Below are 16,600 nucleotides of genomic sequence, written 5' to 3' on the forward strand. Positions count from 1 at the left end.
CCGAAACTGACACTGTTGACGTTACCACAGGGTATTCTGTCGAGTTTTCGGGGCCGCGCCGCTCCGGGTGGCGATGTGCGGAGGGAGTGCGGAGCGCCTGCATCGGGTCCACTGCTGCGCGCGCGGAACGGCCAACCGATCACCCGCCGCCGCGACAACCACCTTTCGAGCTCTTCTGGCAGCGCTAATCGCGCCAGACGGGTGGGCGCTTCGCCAGGAAGGCCGCCATCCCTTCGCGGGCGCCGGGAAGTTGAGCGGCGGCGGCCATGACTTCCAGGGCGAGAACATAGGCATCTGCTTCGGGGCGGTCGAGTTGGCTGTAGAGAGTCCGTTTGCCGAGCGCCTTGCTGGCCCGGCTGCCCCGGGTGGCGCGGGCGAGTAACTCGCCCACGGCTGTGTCCAGTTCGGCGTCGGGCACCGCTCGGTTGATCAGGCCCCACTGTTCGGCGGTGCGGGCATCGATCGGGTCGCCGGTGAGGGCCAGTTCCATTAGGCGTTTACGGCCGACGGCGCGGGCCACGGGAACCGCGGGGGTGTGACAGAACCAGCCGCCCTTGCCGCCGGGAAGTGCGAAACCGGCCGATTCGGCGGCGACGGCCAGATCGCATGAGGCGACCAGCTGGCAGCCGGCGGCTGTAGCCAGACCGTGCACCCGGGCGATCACCACCTGCGGCACCGACTCGATGGTCGACATGAGCTCGGTGCACAGGGTGAGCAGTTCCCGCACGCCGAGCAGGTCGCGCGCGGCGACGTCGGCGAAATCATGTCCTGCGGAGAACACCGGACCGTGCGCCCCGAGGACTATCCCGGTGGCGTCGGTCTCGCCGGCGGCCCGGAATGCGGCAAGCAGTTCGGCCAGATACTCGCCCGAGAGAGCATTGCGCCGCTCCGGCCGGTTCATGGTGATGCGCACCGTGTCGGCGTCCCGCACGACCAGCAGATGCCGACGCTCCAAGGCGGTCATATCTCCACCGTAGATCTCTTCGGGCAACGACACGACAGCTCTGGGGGATCCAGAATCAACCGCCCGGCTACAGCCACAGCAAAAAGCCGGTGGCGTACGGCTTCCTGCGCGCGGCCCTCGCGGGAGTGCCGATTCGCAGGGCGAATATTCCTGGTCGGGTGGCATGCGATCGGGTCATAGCGAAAGCTGCGCCGGGGCAGGTGCCGCGTGGTACCGGCGGATTCGCCAGCTGTTCTCGGCCCGGGAACACGCTCGGATCGATCACGCCATCACCCAGCTCCGGAGATCCCGGCAGGCGTTCGACACACCCACAGACGCGCGCCGTCCACCCGCCCGCACGGGCCTCCAGTAGCTAGGGGGGCGCTCCGGCTGCCCAGGGTGGTGCCGGCTGTACTGCCCCTGAGTCGTCATCAGCGATCCTATGACCGGAGCGCCCCGGACGGCCGTCCCTTCGGGCCACGCACTCGGTAACTACGTGCGCGTCGACGACACGCGGCGTGCGCAAGGCCCCCGGGCTGCCGACCCGCGCTCCGGAGCCGGTGTGCGGGCAGGGCAGGGGTGAGGACAGCTCAGCTGATCCCGGCGAAAAATTTCTGGATATCGGCGACGAGTACCGCAGGCGCCTCATGTGCCGCGTAGTGGCCGGCGGCGTCGTTGGCGCCGCCTCGGGCTGTGCCGATGTCGTAGGCGTTCCAGCTGACGATATTGCTGTGATCGCGTTCGGCGAATCGGCGGATCGATTGGAAGTCGCCCTTGAACATCGCCAGCGCGGTCGGTGTGGTGGTCGGGCCGGTCGGCTGTTGCGCGGAGTGCGCGTCTTCGTAGTAGAACCGGATGGACGAACCGCCGGTGCCGGTCAGCCAGTACAACGCCACATTGCCGATGACGAAGTCCTTGTCGAGGCTTTCGCCGAACAACTGCGCGTTCCAGCCGAGTAGGCCGAGTGGGGAGTCGCTGAGCGCGAAGGCGAGGGTCTGCGGCTGCTGGCTGTGCAGGGTGTTGAACGCCATCTTGTTCTCATGGAACCACTGCAGATGTGCCAGTGCCGCCAGGTCCGCCTCCGACATTCCCTCGAACTGCGACGGATCATCCGTCGGGAACGAAAAAAGCTGGGTCACATGAACTCCCACGACGCGCTCGGGGTCGATTCGGCCGATCTCGGGGGAGATCATCGAGCCGCCGTCGTTGCCGATGGCGCCGTAGCGCTCGTAACCCAGTCGGCTCATCAGCTCCACCCACGCCCGGGCGGTGCGGCGGCAACCCCATCCGGTACTGCGGGTCGGCCCGGAGAACCCGAACCCCGGCAGAGAGGGAATGACCAGGTGGAAGGCGGGTTCTTCCACCGATTCCGGCTCGGTGAGCGGCGCGATCACATCGAGATATTCCAGGATCGAGCCAGGCCAGCCGTGGCTGAGGATCACCGGAAGGGCATCCGCCCGCGAGGACTCGATGTGCAGGAAGTGGATGTCTTCGCCGTCGATCTCGGTGACGAACTGTGGGTAGGCGTTCAGCTTCGCCTCCAGCGCACGCCAGTCGAATCGCTCCAGCCAGTATTCGGCCAGCCCGCGCACCCGGTCGTTCGGCACACCATAGGAATCGGCCACGCCGCGCAACTCGTTCGGCCAGATCGCGCGACGCAGCCGGTCGGCCAGGTCGTCGAGCCGGGTCTGGGGGATGTCGATGTGGAAGGGGCGAACGGCGGTCACGGTGTCCTCCTATTGAAACGGAATGCTTCGTTCTGATCAGAATCTAACAGAACGGACTATTCCGTTTCAAGTGGTAGTCTGGGGCCATGCCGAAGACATCCGAATACTCAGCACGCAAGGGGCTACCCGGGCGAAAGGCGCAGGCCGCCCACAACGACGGGGTTATTCTGGAGGCCGCCCGCGCGGTTTTCCTCGCCGACGCCACCGCGCCGATCGCCGCCGTCGCCGAACGTGCGGGAGTGGGAATCAGCGCGCTGTATCGCCGCTATCCGAGCAAGGAGGCGCTGTTGCGCACCCTCTGTCACGAGGGACTGCGGAGCTATAACGCGGAAGCCGATGCGGCACTGGAGGCTTCGGATGGATGGGACGGACTCGTCGGGTTCCTGCGGCGAATCGTCGACACCGATGTGCACTCGCTGACCGTGCACCTGGCAGGCACCTTCACCCCGGACGAGTCGATACTCCCCGAGGTCGAACATTCCGCCGAGGTCACCGCGGAACTGGTACGGCGCGCGCACGCCCGCGGCCGGCTTCGCGCGGACGTCACCGCATACGACATCGGGCTGGTTCTCGAATCGTGTGCGGCGATCACCTTGCCGGATCCGGAACGCACCGCGCAGTTACGTCGGCGAATCCTGGCGATACTGGTTGCCGGGCTGTCCGCCGACGGCGATCTTCCCGGCCCACCTCCGGCGCCGAACGAATTCGCCTGGCGCTGGCAGCGCCGCTGATCCGGCCCCGCGGGGACCGGCGATTGTGGGCACCCCAGTGTTCGACGCCACCCGGGCCGGGACGACAAGGACGACCGTGAGCGCCATCCCTATAAGGAGATCGATGCGGTCGACATCTCACAGGATGCCCTGCAACCCGGTTCGTGGCGACATGCGCGCCAGGTGTTCGGTGTCGACTCACCTAGGTTCTTTACTATGGATCACGACGGACCCAGCCGGACTGCGCTCATCACCGCGTATGCCCGCGCCTATCATCAGATCGCTGACCACCCGCCGATCTTCCCCGACCCTTTGGCAGCGCGTCTGCTCGGTGTCACCGCAGAGGAATTGACCGAATCGGGCACGACCGACTCCCTCGGTCTCGCGGTCAGCGATCGGTCCCGCCGCCTGTTCTTCGCCGCCCGCGCCCGCTTCGCCGAGGACGCCGTGGCCGCGGCCGTCGCCACTGGTGTGCGGCAGGTCGTGATCCTCGGCGCGGGCCTGGATACTTTCGCCTATCGCAATCCGAGCCCGGACTTGCGCGTTTTCGAAGTCGACCATCCCGCCACCCAAGCGTGGAAGCGTGAACGTCTCACTGCAGCCGGAATCGACCGTCCTGAAACGGTGACCTTCGTCTCGGTCGACTTCGAAATAAATACTCTGGCAACAGAACTGGAATCCAGCGGATTCGAACGGACGGACCCGGCCGTCTTCGTGTGGCTCGGCGTCGTGTTCTATCTGACCCCGGACGCCGCCCATGCCACCCTCGAATACATTGCCGGCCAAGCCCGGTGGGTCGAGGTGATCTTCGACTACCTGCAGCCTGCGGTCGGCGAGGAGGACCGTGCGTATCAGCGGGTACGTGCCGATCGGCTGGCCGCCGCCGGTGAACCCGTGCGCAGCTACTTCGCACCCGACGATCTCGCCGCACAGTTGCGCGCCCTCGGCTTCACCGACCTCGAAGACCACTCCGCTCCCGATCTCGTCGCCGGATACCTCGACGGATCCGCGGCATTCGGGGGTGAACCGCCCCGCGCACTGCGCGCAAACCGCATACTGCGCGCGAGCCGCTGAGGATTGCGGCCGCGCGGTGGCAGTCGCTACGAGATGAGTGTCCAGGCGCGGGAGCGTCGGGCCGGGACGACCGCGGCCGACCTGCGCCGTGACCGGTCCGCCCGCCGATGTCATCGCGGTCGGACGTCGCGCTCTGTTCCGGCCCCGAGGCGGTGCCGGTCACCGCGTCGGATCCGGTGTGCGCTGGTAGTTCCCGGCGGGCATCGGCGGGGCTGTCACCCCGGCCGCGGCAGCGTCTGCACCACTCCACCACCGCCGAAGTCGCCTTCGCTGTCGGGTGCCGCACCGGTTGCAGTGCGGGCGTTGACCGAGCTCGGTGTCATTCTGGCGGATCGGGGCGGAGTCGGCCGAGGTGGTCCGGGTCGGGGACCGGTGGTCCCTGGTCGGGCCGCCGATGGTCGGTGTCGCCGGACCCGACCCTGTTCGCGCGCTCGGCGAGGGCGGTAAGGGCGAGGTGGGCGTCGGCGGTGTAGCACATGATTTTGCCTTTGTGGTTCTTCGAGCGGGCGAGTATTCCGGCGTCGGAAAGCTCGGCGAGGGCACGGTGGGCTGCGACGGTCGAGACGCCATACCGGGTGGCGGCCGATTCGGTGGTGAGTACGGGGTGGGTGGACAGGTCGGCCAGGATCTTCATGGCGACTGCGTCCCGGCGGGGTAGGGCGGGGCTGGTGCCCTGTCCGCGACGGTACTCGACCAGGCGTTGCAGGAGTTGCTCGTCGAGTGCGGCGGCGTCCTGGGCCAGCCGCACTCCGGTCTGTGCTGCTTGCTCGGCGGCCTGGGCGAATCCGATGACCCACTCGTCGGTGTGCGGTTTCATATCGCGGTAGGAGGTCAGGCCTGCCAGGTAGGCATCGGTGCGGGCGGCGAACACGGTGCTGATCGGGATCAGGGTGTGCCGCAGGGCGTCGCAGCGCCGCAGTACGGTGTGGATGAGGGCGCGGCCGGTGCGTCCGTTGCCGTCGATGAACGGGTGGATCGTCTCGAACTGTGCGTGGGCGATCGCGGCTCGCACGACCGGGTTGCCGTGGGTGGCGGTCAGGAATGCGGCCACGTCGGCGACCAGGGCGGGGACCTCGGACTCGGGTGGGGGTACGAAGTCGGCCCGCAGCGGACTCCAGCCGGGCCCGCCCACCCAGTTCTGTTCGGTCCGCAGGCCGGCAGGTATCCGGGGTTCGATGGTGTGCTGCAGGTCCACGATGTCCTGTGTCGTGATGGGTTTGGATCGGTCGGCCAGGGAATCGATGGCCTGCTCGGTGGCGTGCACGGTGGCCACCACGTCCAGGGCGGTGCGGGTGCCCGATTGCAGCAATTCGGCGATGGCGAGTTTTTTGGGGGTGATGCGATTGCCTTCGATCCAGGATGAGGAGATCGACTCGGATCGGATCAGCAGGTGATTGAGGTAGGTGCCCCGGGGGCCGATGCGTTCATCGGCCCGGGCCAGCACCGCCAACGTGTCTTCGGCGGCCTGCTGGGCGCGGGGTCCGATCTGCGGTAGGTCGACCCCCAGCGGGTCGGGGACGTAGGCCCGGTAAGTTCCGGCCTGCCGGTCCCTACGTGCGAGCAGGCCCTCGTCCGACGGCTGCCACAACCGGTCCACGTACTTCGCCACGGACGCTCCTCACCGTTTACCTGAATGCCGAAAAACTAACCTTATAGTATCTAAAGTTAATTTTCTGTAGAAGGTTGTGCAGGGCGGTGGGGTGGAGGTCTCGTTGCTGGTTCTGCCGTCGTACTGCCCAGCGGAACAGCGGGCCCGATCCGGGTGCATGTCCCGGACCGGGAGTCATTCCGGCAGGTCGGGTGGGTCGGCCAGTGTCTGTTGTGCGCCTTCCCGGTCGTGGTTTCATGCCCCCCGAACAGGTGGCCGATATCGTCGCCTGGCTCGCGGGCCGCGAATCGGGGTCGACCACCGGGAACCGGATCGCAGTCGATGCGGGCGCGTTCGAGTGTCGAGAGCGCGCCGACCGTGGAGACAAGCGCGGGCGGAGGAGGTTCCGCGACCCGGGTACGGGTCGCAACGAACTTCCGTTCGAATTCGGCGGCTGTCGCCGTGAACTGTAGGTGCGCGGGCATTCCCGTCAGCGAAGGACGCCGTAAGCTGCCACGATTACTGCAGGCCGAACCCGGGGCGATCCGTTCCGGGCCGCTCACCTGCTATCCAGGAGACAGCAGTGAGAAGCAACGCCTCGCGGCGGCCGAGTCGAATCCTCGCGTTCGTACTGGCCCTGCCGCTACTGTCCGGCTGCGCGATCGACAAGGGCACCGCGCTGGCGGCGAAGTTCGAAAAAGACTGGGCCGGAACCGCGGATATCGCGGAAGTCCGCGTCAATGGATACAACATCCTGCCCTTCGGCGGGAAAGCGATCGGGGTACTCGTCTTCGACGACGGCACGTCGGCCGAGCGCGTAATTGCGCGAGCGTGCGATCTGCGGGAGTACGTCGCGCGCAACGGGGCGATCACCGGCCGGATCACAGCGGACGGCATCACTGTCACCGTCGATCCGGACGAGCGGCGGACCCGCGAGATCCTGGACCTGTGGCGTTCGCTGACAGCCGACGAACGTGTCGTGGACGGCGATATCGAAAGCTGGACCTCGAAGAACGTCCACCACTGGCGGGCCGAGGTGACCACAGTCGACTCCGGTGCCGCCATGGCGGTGTTCGACGATATGGTCGGCAACAGTGGCCCGCACCGGCTCCCGTCGGACCTCACATCGGTCGAGGTCGTGACACGTGCCGGGGCGAATCCCGCCATCAGCGTGCGATCCGACGCCGACGGTCGCCTTCCGACCGACGCCGTCGCCGCCTATGAGGCGGTGCGGGCCGAGTATCCGGTCGTCGGCGCGACTCTGCACACCACTTCGGTACGGATTGTCGTGGCGGGCGCCGCGGACCTGGAGGATATCCGCGAACTCGCACGGAGGGCGGCGCCGGGGCTGGGCGCAGACGCCGTCTCGGTCACCAGCAGAGGCGGTGCGTGACCACCGATCGGACGTCGGCGCCGAGGCCGGTCCTGCCCCGGCAGACACGCCACGGCTGGGCAGGGCTCCAGGTGCCGGCGACCGTGCTACACCAGGGAAAACACCCAAGCCGAAGGAGCGCACGGATCATGATCCTGAACGAGACCTACACGCTGTCGAACGGAGTGCGTATCCCGAAGCTGGGGTTGGGCACCTGGTTCATCGATGACGGCAAGGCCGCCGACGCGGTCACCGAGGCCGTCGCGATCGGCTATCGCAACATCGACACCGCGCAGGCCTACGGCAACGAGCGAGGGGTGGGCGAAGGAATCCGGGCGAGCGGAATCCCGCGCGACGAACTGTTCGTGTCCACCAAGGTGGCGGCCGAGATCAAGAACTACGACGGCGCGGCCGCCGCGATCGACGGCTCGCTGGCTACGCTCGGGCTGGACCACATCGATCTGATGCTGATCCACAGCCCGCAACCCTGGGACGACTTCCGGGGCGGGGACTACGCCGAGGGCAACCGCGACACCTGGCGTGCGCTGGAGGACGCCTACCGGGCAGGTAAGCTCCGCTCGATCGGTGTCTCCAACTTCGAGCAGCGCGACCTCGACAACATCCTCTCGACATGTACGGTGGCACCGCAGGTGAACCAGCTGCTCGTCCACGCGGGCAACACCCCGGCCGAGCTCATCGACTACTGCCGAAACAAGGAAATCCTGGTGCAGGCGTATTCGCCCATCGCACACGGCGAGATCCTGAAGAACCCGGATGTCCGGGCGCTGGCCGAGCGGTACGGGGTGACCGTGCCGCAGCTCTGCATCCGCTACACCCTGCAACTGGGGACGGTGTCGCTGCCGAAGACCGCCAACCCCGAGCATATGCGCAGCAACGCCCGGGTCGACTTCGTGATCACCGACGACGATATGGACGTGCTGCGCAGCATGCGAGCCCAGGACTACGGCGAGCACAGCGTATTCCCGGTATACAGCGGTAAGTGACGCCGTCGTTCCCAAGCAGCTCGCCGGGTCCCCGGCGCGCGGGGGACATCGACTTCTACAACGATATGAACGTCCTCGTGGCCTCGGAGTTCCTTCGGGGCTTCGATAACGGTGGTCGCGGAACCGAGGGCTGATCGAGGTACGGGGGGGCCACGGGCCAAGCGGATCGCAAGTCGTCGCCAAGCGGGCTCGGCGACGGTGGGCCTCGTCTCGCGCGGCCTGTCGGTCGCCCGCCCCGACGATCTCGTGAAGGACGGTACTGCTGTGTCCGTTTCGCCCGTGCTCTCCCCGCCGGCCCGGCCCTCGACTCCGCCACCATGGCTGCGCGCATCCGATCCGGCCGCGACACCGGTGGTCGTGGCCCCGAGCCCGGTCATGCGGCGCGTCACCCTGGCCGTGGTGTGTCTGGCGACAGCGATGCTGATGCTCGACATCGCCGTCGTCAACACCGCACTTCCGGCCATGGCTCGTGAGTTCGACGCCGGCATGTCCGCGCTGAAGTGGGTCGTCGACGGCTACACCATCACCCTGGCGGCGCTGGTCCTCAGTGCCGGAGGGTGGGCCGACAGGTTCGGCAGGCGCCGCGTGTTCCGCTGCGGCGCGGTGATATTCACGGCGTCTTCGATTGTGTGTGCGATGGCCGGCGGGATGGGTGTGCTCATCGCCGGCCGCATTGTGCAGGGGGTGGGCGGTGCGCTGCTGTTCGCGTCGTCGCTGGCGGTCCTGGCCGATGCCTTCCCCCAACCGGCCGCGCGGACGAAGGCGCTGGCCGCTTACGGAGCGACGATCGGCGCATCCTTCGCCGTGGGGCCGCTGGTCGGCGGCGTTCTCACCGAGGCCATCGACTGGCGTGCCCTCTTCGCGCTCAACCTTCCGATCGGCCTGGTGATGATCTTTGCGACCCGATGGCTTCGGGAATCGGCGAGCACGTCGCCCCGTCGAGGTGACCGGGTCGGACAGGTGCTGGTGATCGTTGCTCTGGGTGCGCTCACCTTCGGCCTGATCGAAGCCAACGACCGTGGCTGGACCGACGCGGTCACTGTGGGCATGCTGGGCATGGCGATTGTCGCCGCCGTCGGGTTCGTCGTGGTGGAAAGCCGGGTCGCCGAGCCGATGTTGCCGCTGTCGATGTTGCGCAACGCGCGGTTCGCCGGTGCGCACCTGGCCACCTTCGCGATCTCGGCGTCGATGTTCGCGTTGTTCGTCTATACAACGATCTACCTGCAGGGCGTCCTCGGCTTGTCCGCGATCGACGCCGGGCTGGTGTATCTGCCCGGGACGATAACGATGTTCGTCGTCGCGGGGCTGACCGATCAACTGATCCGACGGGTGCCGACGAATGCGCTGCTCGCCGGGTCGATGGTCGCGGTGGCGGGTGGCCTGGCCTGGATGACGACCGGCGGGGTGGAGGGGTCGGGCTGGGGCCTGCTGCCCGGCTTCCTGCTGGCCTGTGTCGGCGCGGGTGTGTTCAATCCCGTGGTCAGCGGCTTGGTGCTGGCCGAGAGCTCCGACGACGACGCCGGGCTGGCCGCCGGTATCAACGATGTGTTCCGGCAGTCGGGTATCGCGCTCGGCGTCGCGGCTCTCGGCGCGGTCTTCCCCGCGCAGTCGGTGCTCCACGGTGGGTCGCGGACCGAGTTCGTCTCGTCACTGCACACCGCGTTGTGGATCGGCGTCGGGATCGCGCTGGCCGGTGCCGCGGTCTGCGCGGTGACCATGAGGCAGCCGCGGGTGTGATGTCCAGCGCGGGACGTACCGTGCTCTTACACTTCTGATGATCGCAACATCTGGGTTGCACCAATCGACCGTCGCAGCACCGCGCTGCTCGGGAGCCGGTGAAGGAGTCGCCCGGTGCGCGAGTATCTCGTCCTCGGGGCCTTGGATGTTCGCCAGGACGGTGTGCCGGGTGATCTCGGATCACCCAAGCAGCGTGCCGTCCTGGCCGCGCTGCTCCTCGCCAGGGGCGCGGTGGTGTCCACCGACCGGCTCATCGACGCGGTGTGGGGTGCGACGCCGCCCGCCGCCGCGCTGACCAGCCTGCAGGCCTACATCTCCAATCTGCGGCGGGCACTGCGGTGCGGCGCCGGCAGGTCGCCGATCGAACGTGTCAGTCCCGGCTATCGGCTCGATGTCACCGGTGACCGGGTGGATCTGATCGAGTTCATCACGCACGCCCATGCGGCGCGACGTGCGACCGTGGACTCGGACTGGGCCGTGGCGCTGGCCGAAAGCGAAGCCGCGTTGGCACTCTGGCGCGGCCCGCTGCTCGCGGAGTTCGCCGACACGGAATGGGTGGTCGTCGAGGCGGTGGCACTGGCCGAATCACTGACCGCGGTCCGAGACGCGCACATCGGTGCGCTGCTCGCCCACGGTGACATGGCCGGCGCACTCGCGGAGATCAGTGTGCTGCGCCGCGACGACCCGTTGCGTGATCGAGGGATCTGGCTTCAGATGGTGGCGCTACATCGGGCGGGCCGGACCACGGAGGCCCTCGATGTCCACGCCGGGCATGTGCGGGCTCTCGGCGCGGAACTCGGACTCGACCCGGGCCCCGAACTGCGCGAACTGCATTCGGCGATCCTGCGTCACGACCCGGTGATCGCGGCCTGGCCGCGGACGCCGAACTGGGCGGGGGCCACCGCGGTCGAGGCTCCCGAGTCTCCGGCTGCCGACCCGTCGCCGCCGCGGGATGCCGGCGTACCCGTCCGGCCACTGGTCGGCCGGGAGTCCGAATGCGCAGCCCTGGCAGCACAGTTCGCCGCCGACTCGTCGTCGACCAGTCGCTGGGTGCTGCTCCAGGGACCGGCGGGGATCGGCAAGACCCGGCTCGCGGAGGAGGCCGCCCGGCTGGCCGACGGCGCGGGGGAGCGGGTCGTCTGGGTGCGCTGCCCCGACGCCGAGGGCATCCCGGCATGGTGGCCGATGCGGCAGCTGTGCCGTGCGTTCGACGCGACCGCGTCCGAGGTGTTGTCGGTGCCCGACGGCGCCGATGCCGACACCGCTCGGTTCGTCGTCTACGAACGGCTCCAGCACCTCGTGGAGGAGGCCGCCGCACGCGGCCCCCTGACCGTGATCGTCGACGACGCCCAATGGGCCGATGCGATGTCACTCGGCTTCCTGACCTATCTCACCGGCGTGCTGCGTAACGCGCCGGTGTGCATGATCGTCACGGTCCGCGAGGACGAGGTCGACGCGGACGTGGACCGGCTGCGGGCGGCGCTGGTCCGCGCCCACGGCCTGGTCATCGAAGTGCCCCGGCTGGCGACTACCGAGGTCGCGACGCTGGTCGCGGCGATCGCGGGTGAGGCGATCACCGACTCCGATGCGCGCACGCTGGCGCATCGCACCGATGGCAATCCGCTGTTCGTCTCCGAATACGCGCGCCTGCCCCGTGACCAGCGGCTCGGGCAGGTGGTGCCGTCGGCGGTGCGATCGGTGCTCGCCCGGCGCCTGGCGGCTCTCGAACCGGAGGTCCTCGCGGTCGTCGCGCATGCCGCGGTCCTCGGCGACGAGATCGATGTCTCCCTCCTCGCCGAGGTCATGGGACGAGATGAGGACACCGTCATGGATTGCCTCGACGAGGCCGCCGACGAGCGCATTCTGGTCACGTCGCCTGTCCGGGGCGATACCGGCTTCGCGCACGCGCTGCTCCGCGAGGAGGCGCTCGCCACCATCCGTCCGTTGCGGCGGGCGCGGATGCACGCGCGAGCGGCCGAGGTCCTGCTGCGGTTCGGCATCCCCGACGCGACCCGGCGACGGGCCGCGCACCTGTTGTCGGCGGTCGCGGTGACCGATCCGGTCGTCGTGGTGGAGGCGTGCCGCGCGGCGGCCGACGAAGCCACCGCGCAGTGGGACTCGGGGAACGCCGCCTACTGGTTGGAGTCCGCGCTGCGGACCTACGAGGCGATGGTGCCCGCCGAACAGGATGTGTCCGCCCGCGACGGCATCCTGATCGATCTGCTGGAGTCGCTGTCGCGGGCAGGGCGCGCGCGGTCGGTGCTGGAGACCGTCGAGGCGCGACTGGACGAGGCGGTGCGCCGCGGTTCGACGGCGACCGTCGGCCGACTGGCCGGCGCACTGGTCCGATCGGGTGGCGGGTGGCCGTGGATGGCGCCGTGGGGCGGTCCGGGACGGCTGCATACCGTGCTGGCCGCCGCGGAGGGCGCGGTCGAGGGCGATGCGGGCAGCCGGGCGCGGGTGCTCGCCGCACTCGCGATCGGGCACTGCTACCACCCCGACGCGTCGGTCCCGGCCGGACTGCTCGAACGTGCCGAGTCGCTGGCCGGTGCTGTGTCCGATCCCGAGGTCACCGCCGATGTCGTACTGGCTCGGCTGATCACCTATTCCGGCGTCGCCGACCATGTGGAGGAGTCGATCGCGGTGGCCGCGCGGCTCGCCGCCCTCCATCACCCGCAGGCGCCGGTCGACCAGGTGATCGCGGACTCGGTACTCACCATGGCGCTGATGGCGATCGGGGATATGGAGGCCACCGAGGAGCACCTGCGGCGCGGGATCCTCGGCAGCGAACGGCTCAAGTTGCCGATCCTGCGAGCGCAGCTGCGGTGGATGGAGCTGACGCTGGCGGTGTGGCGCGGGGAGTTCGCACTGGCCGCCGAGCATTATCAGATCGCGGTGGCCGTGCATCGGGAGACCGAACTGTACGTCGCGGACAGCGGCGCGATCGCGATGATGGCATTGGCCACCGAACAGGGACTGCTCGACGACGCAGCGGAAACCGGCGACCTCGATCCGGTCACCTGGGCGAAGGCCATGGCCGCGGAGTTCGGTCTGAACGATGTCGCAATGCTCCTCGCCTCGGGGGTGGCGTCCATCGCGGGCCGCGCCGGCGATACCGAGCTGGCCGTCGCGATGGTCGAGGCGTGGCTCGCCGACGAACGACCCATGGTGTGGACATCCCTGGCGCAGGCGGTGCTGCTCGGTCACGTTGTCGCCGATCTGGGCCTCGTCGGCTACGCACAGCCGCTCATCGACTATCTGATGCCGTTCAAGGCGATGGTGGCCACGGTGGGCCAGGTGGGTTGTGTCGGTCCGGTCGGGCTGTCCATCGCGCAGTTGCTGGCGCTCGTCGGACGCCCGGCGGCGGCCCGGCAGATCCTCGACGATGTCGCGGCGCTCGCGGCGAGGACCGGAGGCCTGCCGGCTGCCGTGCGGTGCCGCCTCCTGCGCGCGGTGCCGGCCCCCGGGGGCGCCGCGCGCGACGCCGAGCTCCGGGATGTGGAACGGGTGGCGGCTGCTCTGGGGCTGACGCAGGTCGCCGAGCGTGCGCGCGAGGCCGTCGGTGTCGCGCCAAGTCATCGCCAAGGTTTCCCCAAATAACGCGGATGACAGTGAGGGCACGGCAACCAGCCGTCGAAGTTCCTCACAGAAAAGGTCTCCGCCATGACGCTCTCCCTCGACGGTGCCGACATCGCCGATCTGCGCTCCCGTGTCCGAGGTGTCGTCTCGCGGCCGACAGAGCCGGCTTATGCCACAGCCGGATTCAACCTCGCCGTGTCCCGGCGGCCGTGGGCGGTGATCGATCCGGTCGATGCCGCCGATATCGCCGAGACACTGCGCTACGCCGCCGACAACTCCTTCACTGTGGCGGTGCACAATTCCGGACATGGCGCCTCCGACATCGACGGCAACTCTCTGCTGGTCCGCACCTCGGGGTTCGATCGCTGCGAGATCGATGTCACCACCCGCACGGCCAGGGTGGGCGCGGGTGTGCGCTGGCAGACGGTGATCGACGCCGCGGCACCGCACGGACTGGCCCCCCTCGCGGGTTCGGCGCCGGCTGTCGGGGTGATGGGCTATCTCACCGGTGCCGGGATCGGACCGTTCGTCCGGACGGTCGGGCTGTCCTCCGATTACATCCGCTCGTTCGAGGTCGTCACCGGTGACGGCACCATCCACCAGGTGACGCCGGAGACCAATGCCGAACTGTTCTGGGGGCTGCGCGGCGGCAAGGGCACCCTCGGGATCGTTACCGAGGTGGTCATCGATCTGCTTCCGATCACCGAATTCTACGGCGGTGCACTCTATTTCGACGGCGCTGCGGCAACGGATGTGTACGCGGCGTGGCTGCGTCTGGCGGCGGATCTGCCGCGTTCGGCCACTACGTCCATCGCGCTGCTCCAGCTTCCGGCCCAGCCGGGTATGCCGCCGGTGCTGGCCGGCCGGACGACGGTGTCCGTGCGGCTGGCCAGCCTCGACGATCCCGGCGCGGCGGCCGCGCTGCTCGACGAGGTCCGTGCGGCAGGGCCGGTGCTTCTCGACGCGATCGGCACCTTGCCCTACGCGGCGATGGGTGCGGTGCACGCCGACCCGGTCGACCCGATGCCCACTTTCGAGCGCAGCGCCCTCCTCTCCGAGGTATCCCCCGAGTTGATCGCCGAACTCCTGCGGCAGGCCGGGCCGGACTCGGGATCGCCGCAGGTTGTCGTCGAGTTGCGGCTGCTCGGCGGTGCGCTGGCCGACCCGCCGTCGGTGCCGTCGGCCTTCGACCATCGCGGGGCGGCGGCGAATGTCATGGTGATCGGGGCGCTGGTCCCACCCATCGCCGACGTGGTACCCGCGCATGCCGAAGGTCTCATCGCCGCACTGTCACCGTGGGCGACCGGTGGCGAGCTTCCCAACTTCGGTACGTCGACCGACCCGGCCCGTCTGCGCCGGTGTTACGACCAGGACACCTATGCCTGGTTGGCCGCACTCGGCGCTCAACACGACCCGGCCGGGGTGCTCCGGGTGGGTGCCGTGGCCCGCTGACCGGTGGAGCGTTTCGAGCACGGGAAGCCACCGGGATCGGATGCGGAGGGCATCGCGGCGCGTCGATCCCCCGGGGATGGTGCGGCGATTGTCGCCATCACCATCGTTCCGATCCGGTGATCGTGCCCACCGGCGGGGTGTGGGCACGATCACAGCGGCCGCGATCCCACGGGCCCGGGCCGAGGCCGGCCAGTGCGGCACTGACCCGCCAGAGTCGAGCGGCAGTATCGCGGTCGGTCATATGCGCATGGGGTGATTCCGGATGTGGGTGCCCACGGAGACCGGCCACCCTGGGCCCCCACAGCTGTCCGCCGGAAACGTCGGAGCCGAGGAGTGCTCGCACGATCGGCTGTGCTCCGGCGTGTTTGCCGTGGAGCACAGCTCGTGCGGGGAGCCCGCGCAGGCGCTCCGCGTCGGTCGGGGCGAACAGCGGCGGCCGCGCCGGGCTCAGGGAATCCAGCGCACCGCCCGGGTGGGCCACGACGCTGATGACCTCGGCGCCCGCCCCGCGCAGGCGCCGGTCGAGTTCGAATCCGAACAGCATCTGAGCCGGTTTCGATCGCCCATAGGTGCGTTTGGGCCGATAATCCCGCTCGGATTGCAGATCCGAAAGGTCCAGGCGCTCGGAGCGGGCGGCGTAGCTGCCGACGGTGACGACCCGGCTACCTGCCGTCGCCGACAACGCCGGGGCCAGATGATGGATGAGCGCGAAGTGTCCGAGATGGTTTGTCGCGAACATCAACTCATGGCCCTGTGCACTGAGGAATCGCTGCGGCCCGCTCGAGAGCACACCCGCGTTGAGGACGACGCCATCGAGTCGATCGCTGCTCAGCGCCGCGGCAGCCGCCGGTAGCGATGACAGATCCGCGAGGTCGAGCGGCACCGGCAGGAGGACGGCCCCGGGCACCCGGGAACGGATCGATGTCATGGCGAGTTCGGCTTTGCCGGGATCGCGGCAGCCGAGCACGACCGCAGCGCCGGCAGTGGCCAACTGCTCGGCGACGAAGTACCCGATGCCGGCGCTGGCGCCGGTGACCAAGACTGTCCTGCCGCTGGCCGACGCGAATAGATCCGATTTCATGTCACCGACTGTCGCCCCCGAGGCTTGCATCGCTCTTGCACGGCGCCGTCGGCCGGCCACCGGCGTTGCCTGAGCGGGCGGGCATGGAGAGTCACCTTCTGCTTCGAAGCCGGCGGGGACGGTAAAGTTGACCCATGCGTACGGCGCCGCGCTCGTGGCGATCGGCAGGTAGGGCCGCCGGGTGGGTGGCATCGGGGCCGGACAATGACGGGTTGCCGGAGGGGTGGCCGGTCGACGAAGCCGGAACAAAGCAGAGGGATATGCCGTAGCCTCGAAGGCCGGCCGATGCAAGAAGAAGATCTGCCATCGAACCTCTCCGGAGGGAATAGCGGA

11 protein-coding genes are annotated in these 16,600 nt (G+C 68.7%); 7 read left to right on the top strand and 4 right to left on the bottom strand.

The genetic code is table 11. From position 1 onward, the window contains the following. Positions 1 to 184 precede the first annotated feature (184 nt). Both IG75_RS0102020 and IG75_RS0102025 read right to left on the bottom strand, forming a co-directional pair. Complete coding sequence (locus IG75_RS0102020; RefSeq protein ID WP_030519393.1) at positions 185 to 964, bottom strand: enoyl-CoA hydratase-related protein; 780 nt, start codon at positions 962 to 964, stop codon at positions 185 to 187. Positions 965 to 1,533: 569 nt separating this feature from the next. Next, on the bottom strand, positions 1,534 to 2,670 hold the full coding sequence (locus IG75_RS0102025) for an epoxide hydrolase family protein (RefSeq protein ID WP_030519394.1): 1,137 nt from the start codon (positions 2,668 to 2,670) through the stop codon (positions 1,534 to 1,536). A gap of 86 nt (positions 2,671 to 2,756) precedes the next feature. Here IG75_RS0102025 and IG75_RS0102030 point away from each other — a divergent pair, with 86 nt between their 5' ends. Together IG75_RS0102030 and IG75_RS0102035 are read left to right on the top strand one after the other, a co-directional pair. After that, the gene (locus IG75_RS0102030) at positions 2,757 to 3,401 is read left to right on the top strand and encodes a TetR/AcrR family transcriptional regulator (RefSeq protein ID WP_030519395.1); all 645 of its coding nucleotides are present in this window, start codon (positions 2,757 to 2,759) and stop codon (positions 3,399 to 3,401) included. Between the two features lie 195 nt (positions 3,402 to 3,596). Then, positions 3,597 to 4,454, top strand: coding sequence for a class I SAM-dependent methyltransferase (locus tag IG75_RS0102035; protein WP_030519396.1), 858 nt, complete (start codon positions 3,597 to 3,599; stop codon positions 4,452 to 4,454). A gap of 319 nt (positions 4,455 to 4,773) precedes the next feature. Here IG75_RS0102035 and IG75_RS0102040 read toward each other — a convergent pair whose 3' ends face one another. Then, positions 4,774 to 6,063: a Fic family protein gene (locus IG75_RS0102040; protein ID WP_030519397.1), complete on the bottom strand. Its 1,290-nt coding sequence runs from the start codon at positions 6,061 to 6,063 to the stop codon at positions 4,774 to 4,776. Between the two features lie 562 nt (positions 6,064 to 6,625). On the opposite strand from IG75_RS0102040, the gene IG75_RS0102050 reads away from it, so the two are divergent. The 5 genes from IG75_RS0102050 (at position 6,626) to IG75_RS0102070 (ending at position 15,186) form a co-directional block, all read left to right on the top strand. Next, entirely contained in the window at positions 6,626 to 7,435 is an 810-nt protein-coding gene (locus IG75_RS0102050) for a hypothetical protein (RefSeq protein ID WP_030519399.1), read from the top strand. 125 nt (positions 7,436 to 7,560) lie between these two features. Beyond that, positions 7,561 to 8,418 (top strand): aldo/keto reductase, encoded by an 858-nt coding sequence (locus IG75_RS0102055; RefSeq protein ID WP_030519400.1) that lies wholly within the window; start codon positions 7,561 to 7,563, stop codon positions 8,416 to 8,418. A 375-nt stretch (positions 8,419 to 8,793) separates the two neighbouring features. Continuing rightward, entirely contained in the window at positions 8,794 to 10,155 is a 1,362-nt protein-coding gene (locus tag IG75_RS0102060) for an MFS transporter (RefSeq protein ID WP_081876716.1), read from the top strand. Positions 10,156 to 10,269: 114 nt separating this feature from the next. Continuing rightward, the gene (locus IG75_RS0102065) at positions 10,270 to 13,755 is read left to right on the top strand and encodes an ATP-binding protein (protein WP_051714113.1); all 3,486 of its coding nucleotides are present in this window, start codon (positions 10,270 to 10,272) and stop codon (positions 13,753 to 13,755) included. Between the two features lie 63 nt (positions 13,756 to 13,818). After that, complete coding sequence (locus IG75_RS0102070) at positions 13,819 to 15,186, top strand: FAD-binding oxidoreductase (RefSeq protein ID WP_030519403.1); 1,368 nt, start codon at positions 13,819 to 13,821, stop codon at positions 15,184 to 15,186. A gap of 97 nt (positions 15,187 to 15,283) precedes the next feature. Here IG75_RS0102070 and IG75_RS0102075 read toward each other — a convergent pair whose 3' ends face one another. Then, complete coding sequence (locus tag IG75_RS0102075; protein ID WP_063834080.1) at positions 15,284 to 16,267, bottom strand: SDR family NAD(P)-dependent oxidoreductase; 984 nt, start codon at positions 16,265 to 16,267, stop codon at positions 15,284 to 15,286. Positions 16,268 to 16,600 lie beyond the last annotated feature (333 nt).

It is taken from the genome of Nocardia rhamnosiphila NBRC 108938, from assembly GCF_000720425.1.
Taxonomy (GTDB): domain Bacteria; phylum Actinomycetota; class Actinomycetes; order Mycobacteriales; family Mycobacteriaceae; genus Nocardia; species Nocardia rhamnosiphila.

Coding starts and splice junctions, on each gene's coding strand:
- IG75_RS0102020 (WP_030519393.1), bottom strand. CDS start 964: ATGACCGCCTTGGAGCGTCGGCATCTGCTGGTCGTGCGGGACGCCGAC.
- IG75_RS0102030 (WP_030519395.1), top strand. CDS start 2,757: ATGCCGAAGACATCCGAATACTCAGCACGCAAGGGGCTACCCGGGCGA.
- IG75_RS0102035 (WP_030519396.1), top strand. CDS start 3,597: ATGGATCACGACGGACCCAGCCGGACTGCGCTCATCACCGCGTATGCC.
- IG75_RS0102060 (WP_081876716.1), top strand. CDS start 8,794: ATGCGGCGCGTCACCCTGGCCGTGGTGTGTCTGGCGACAGCGATGCTG.
- IG75_RS0102070 (WP_030519403.1), top strand. CDS start 13,819: ATGACGCTCTCCCTCGACGGTGCCGACATCGCCGATCTGCGCTCCCGT.
- IG75_RS0102075 (WP_063834080.1), bottom strand. CDS start 16,267: ATGAAATCGGATCTATTCGCGTCGGCCAGCGGCAGGACAGTCTTGGTC.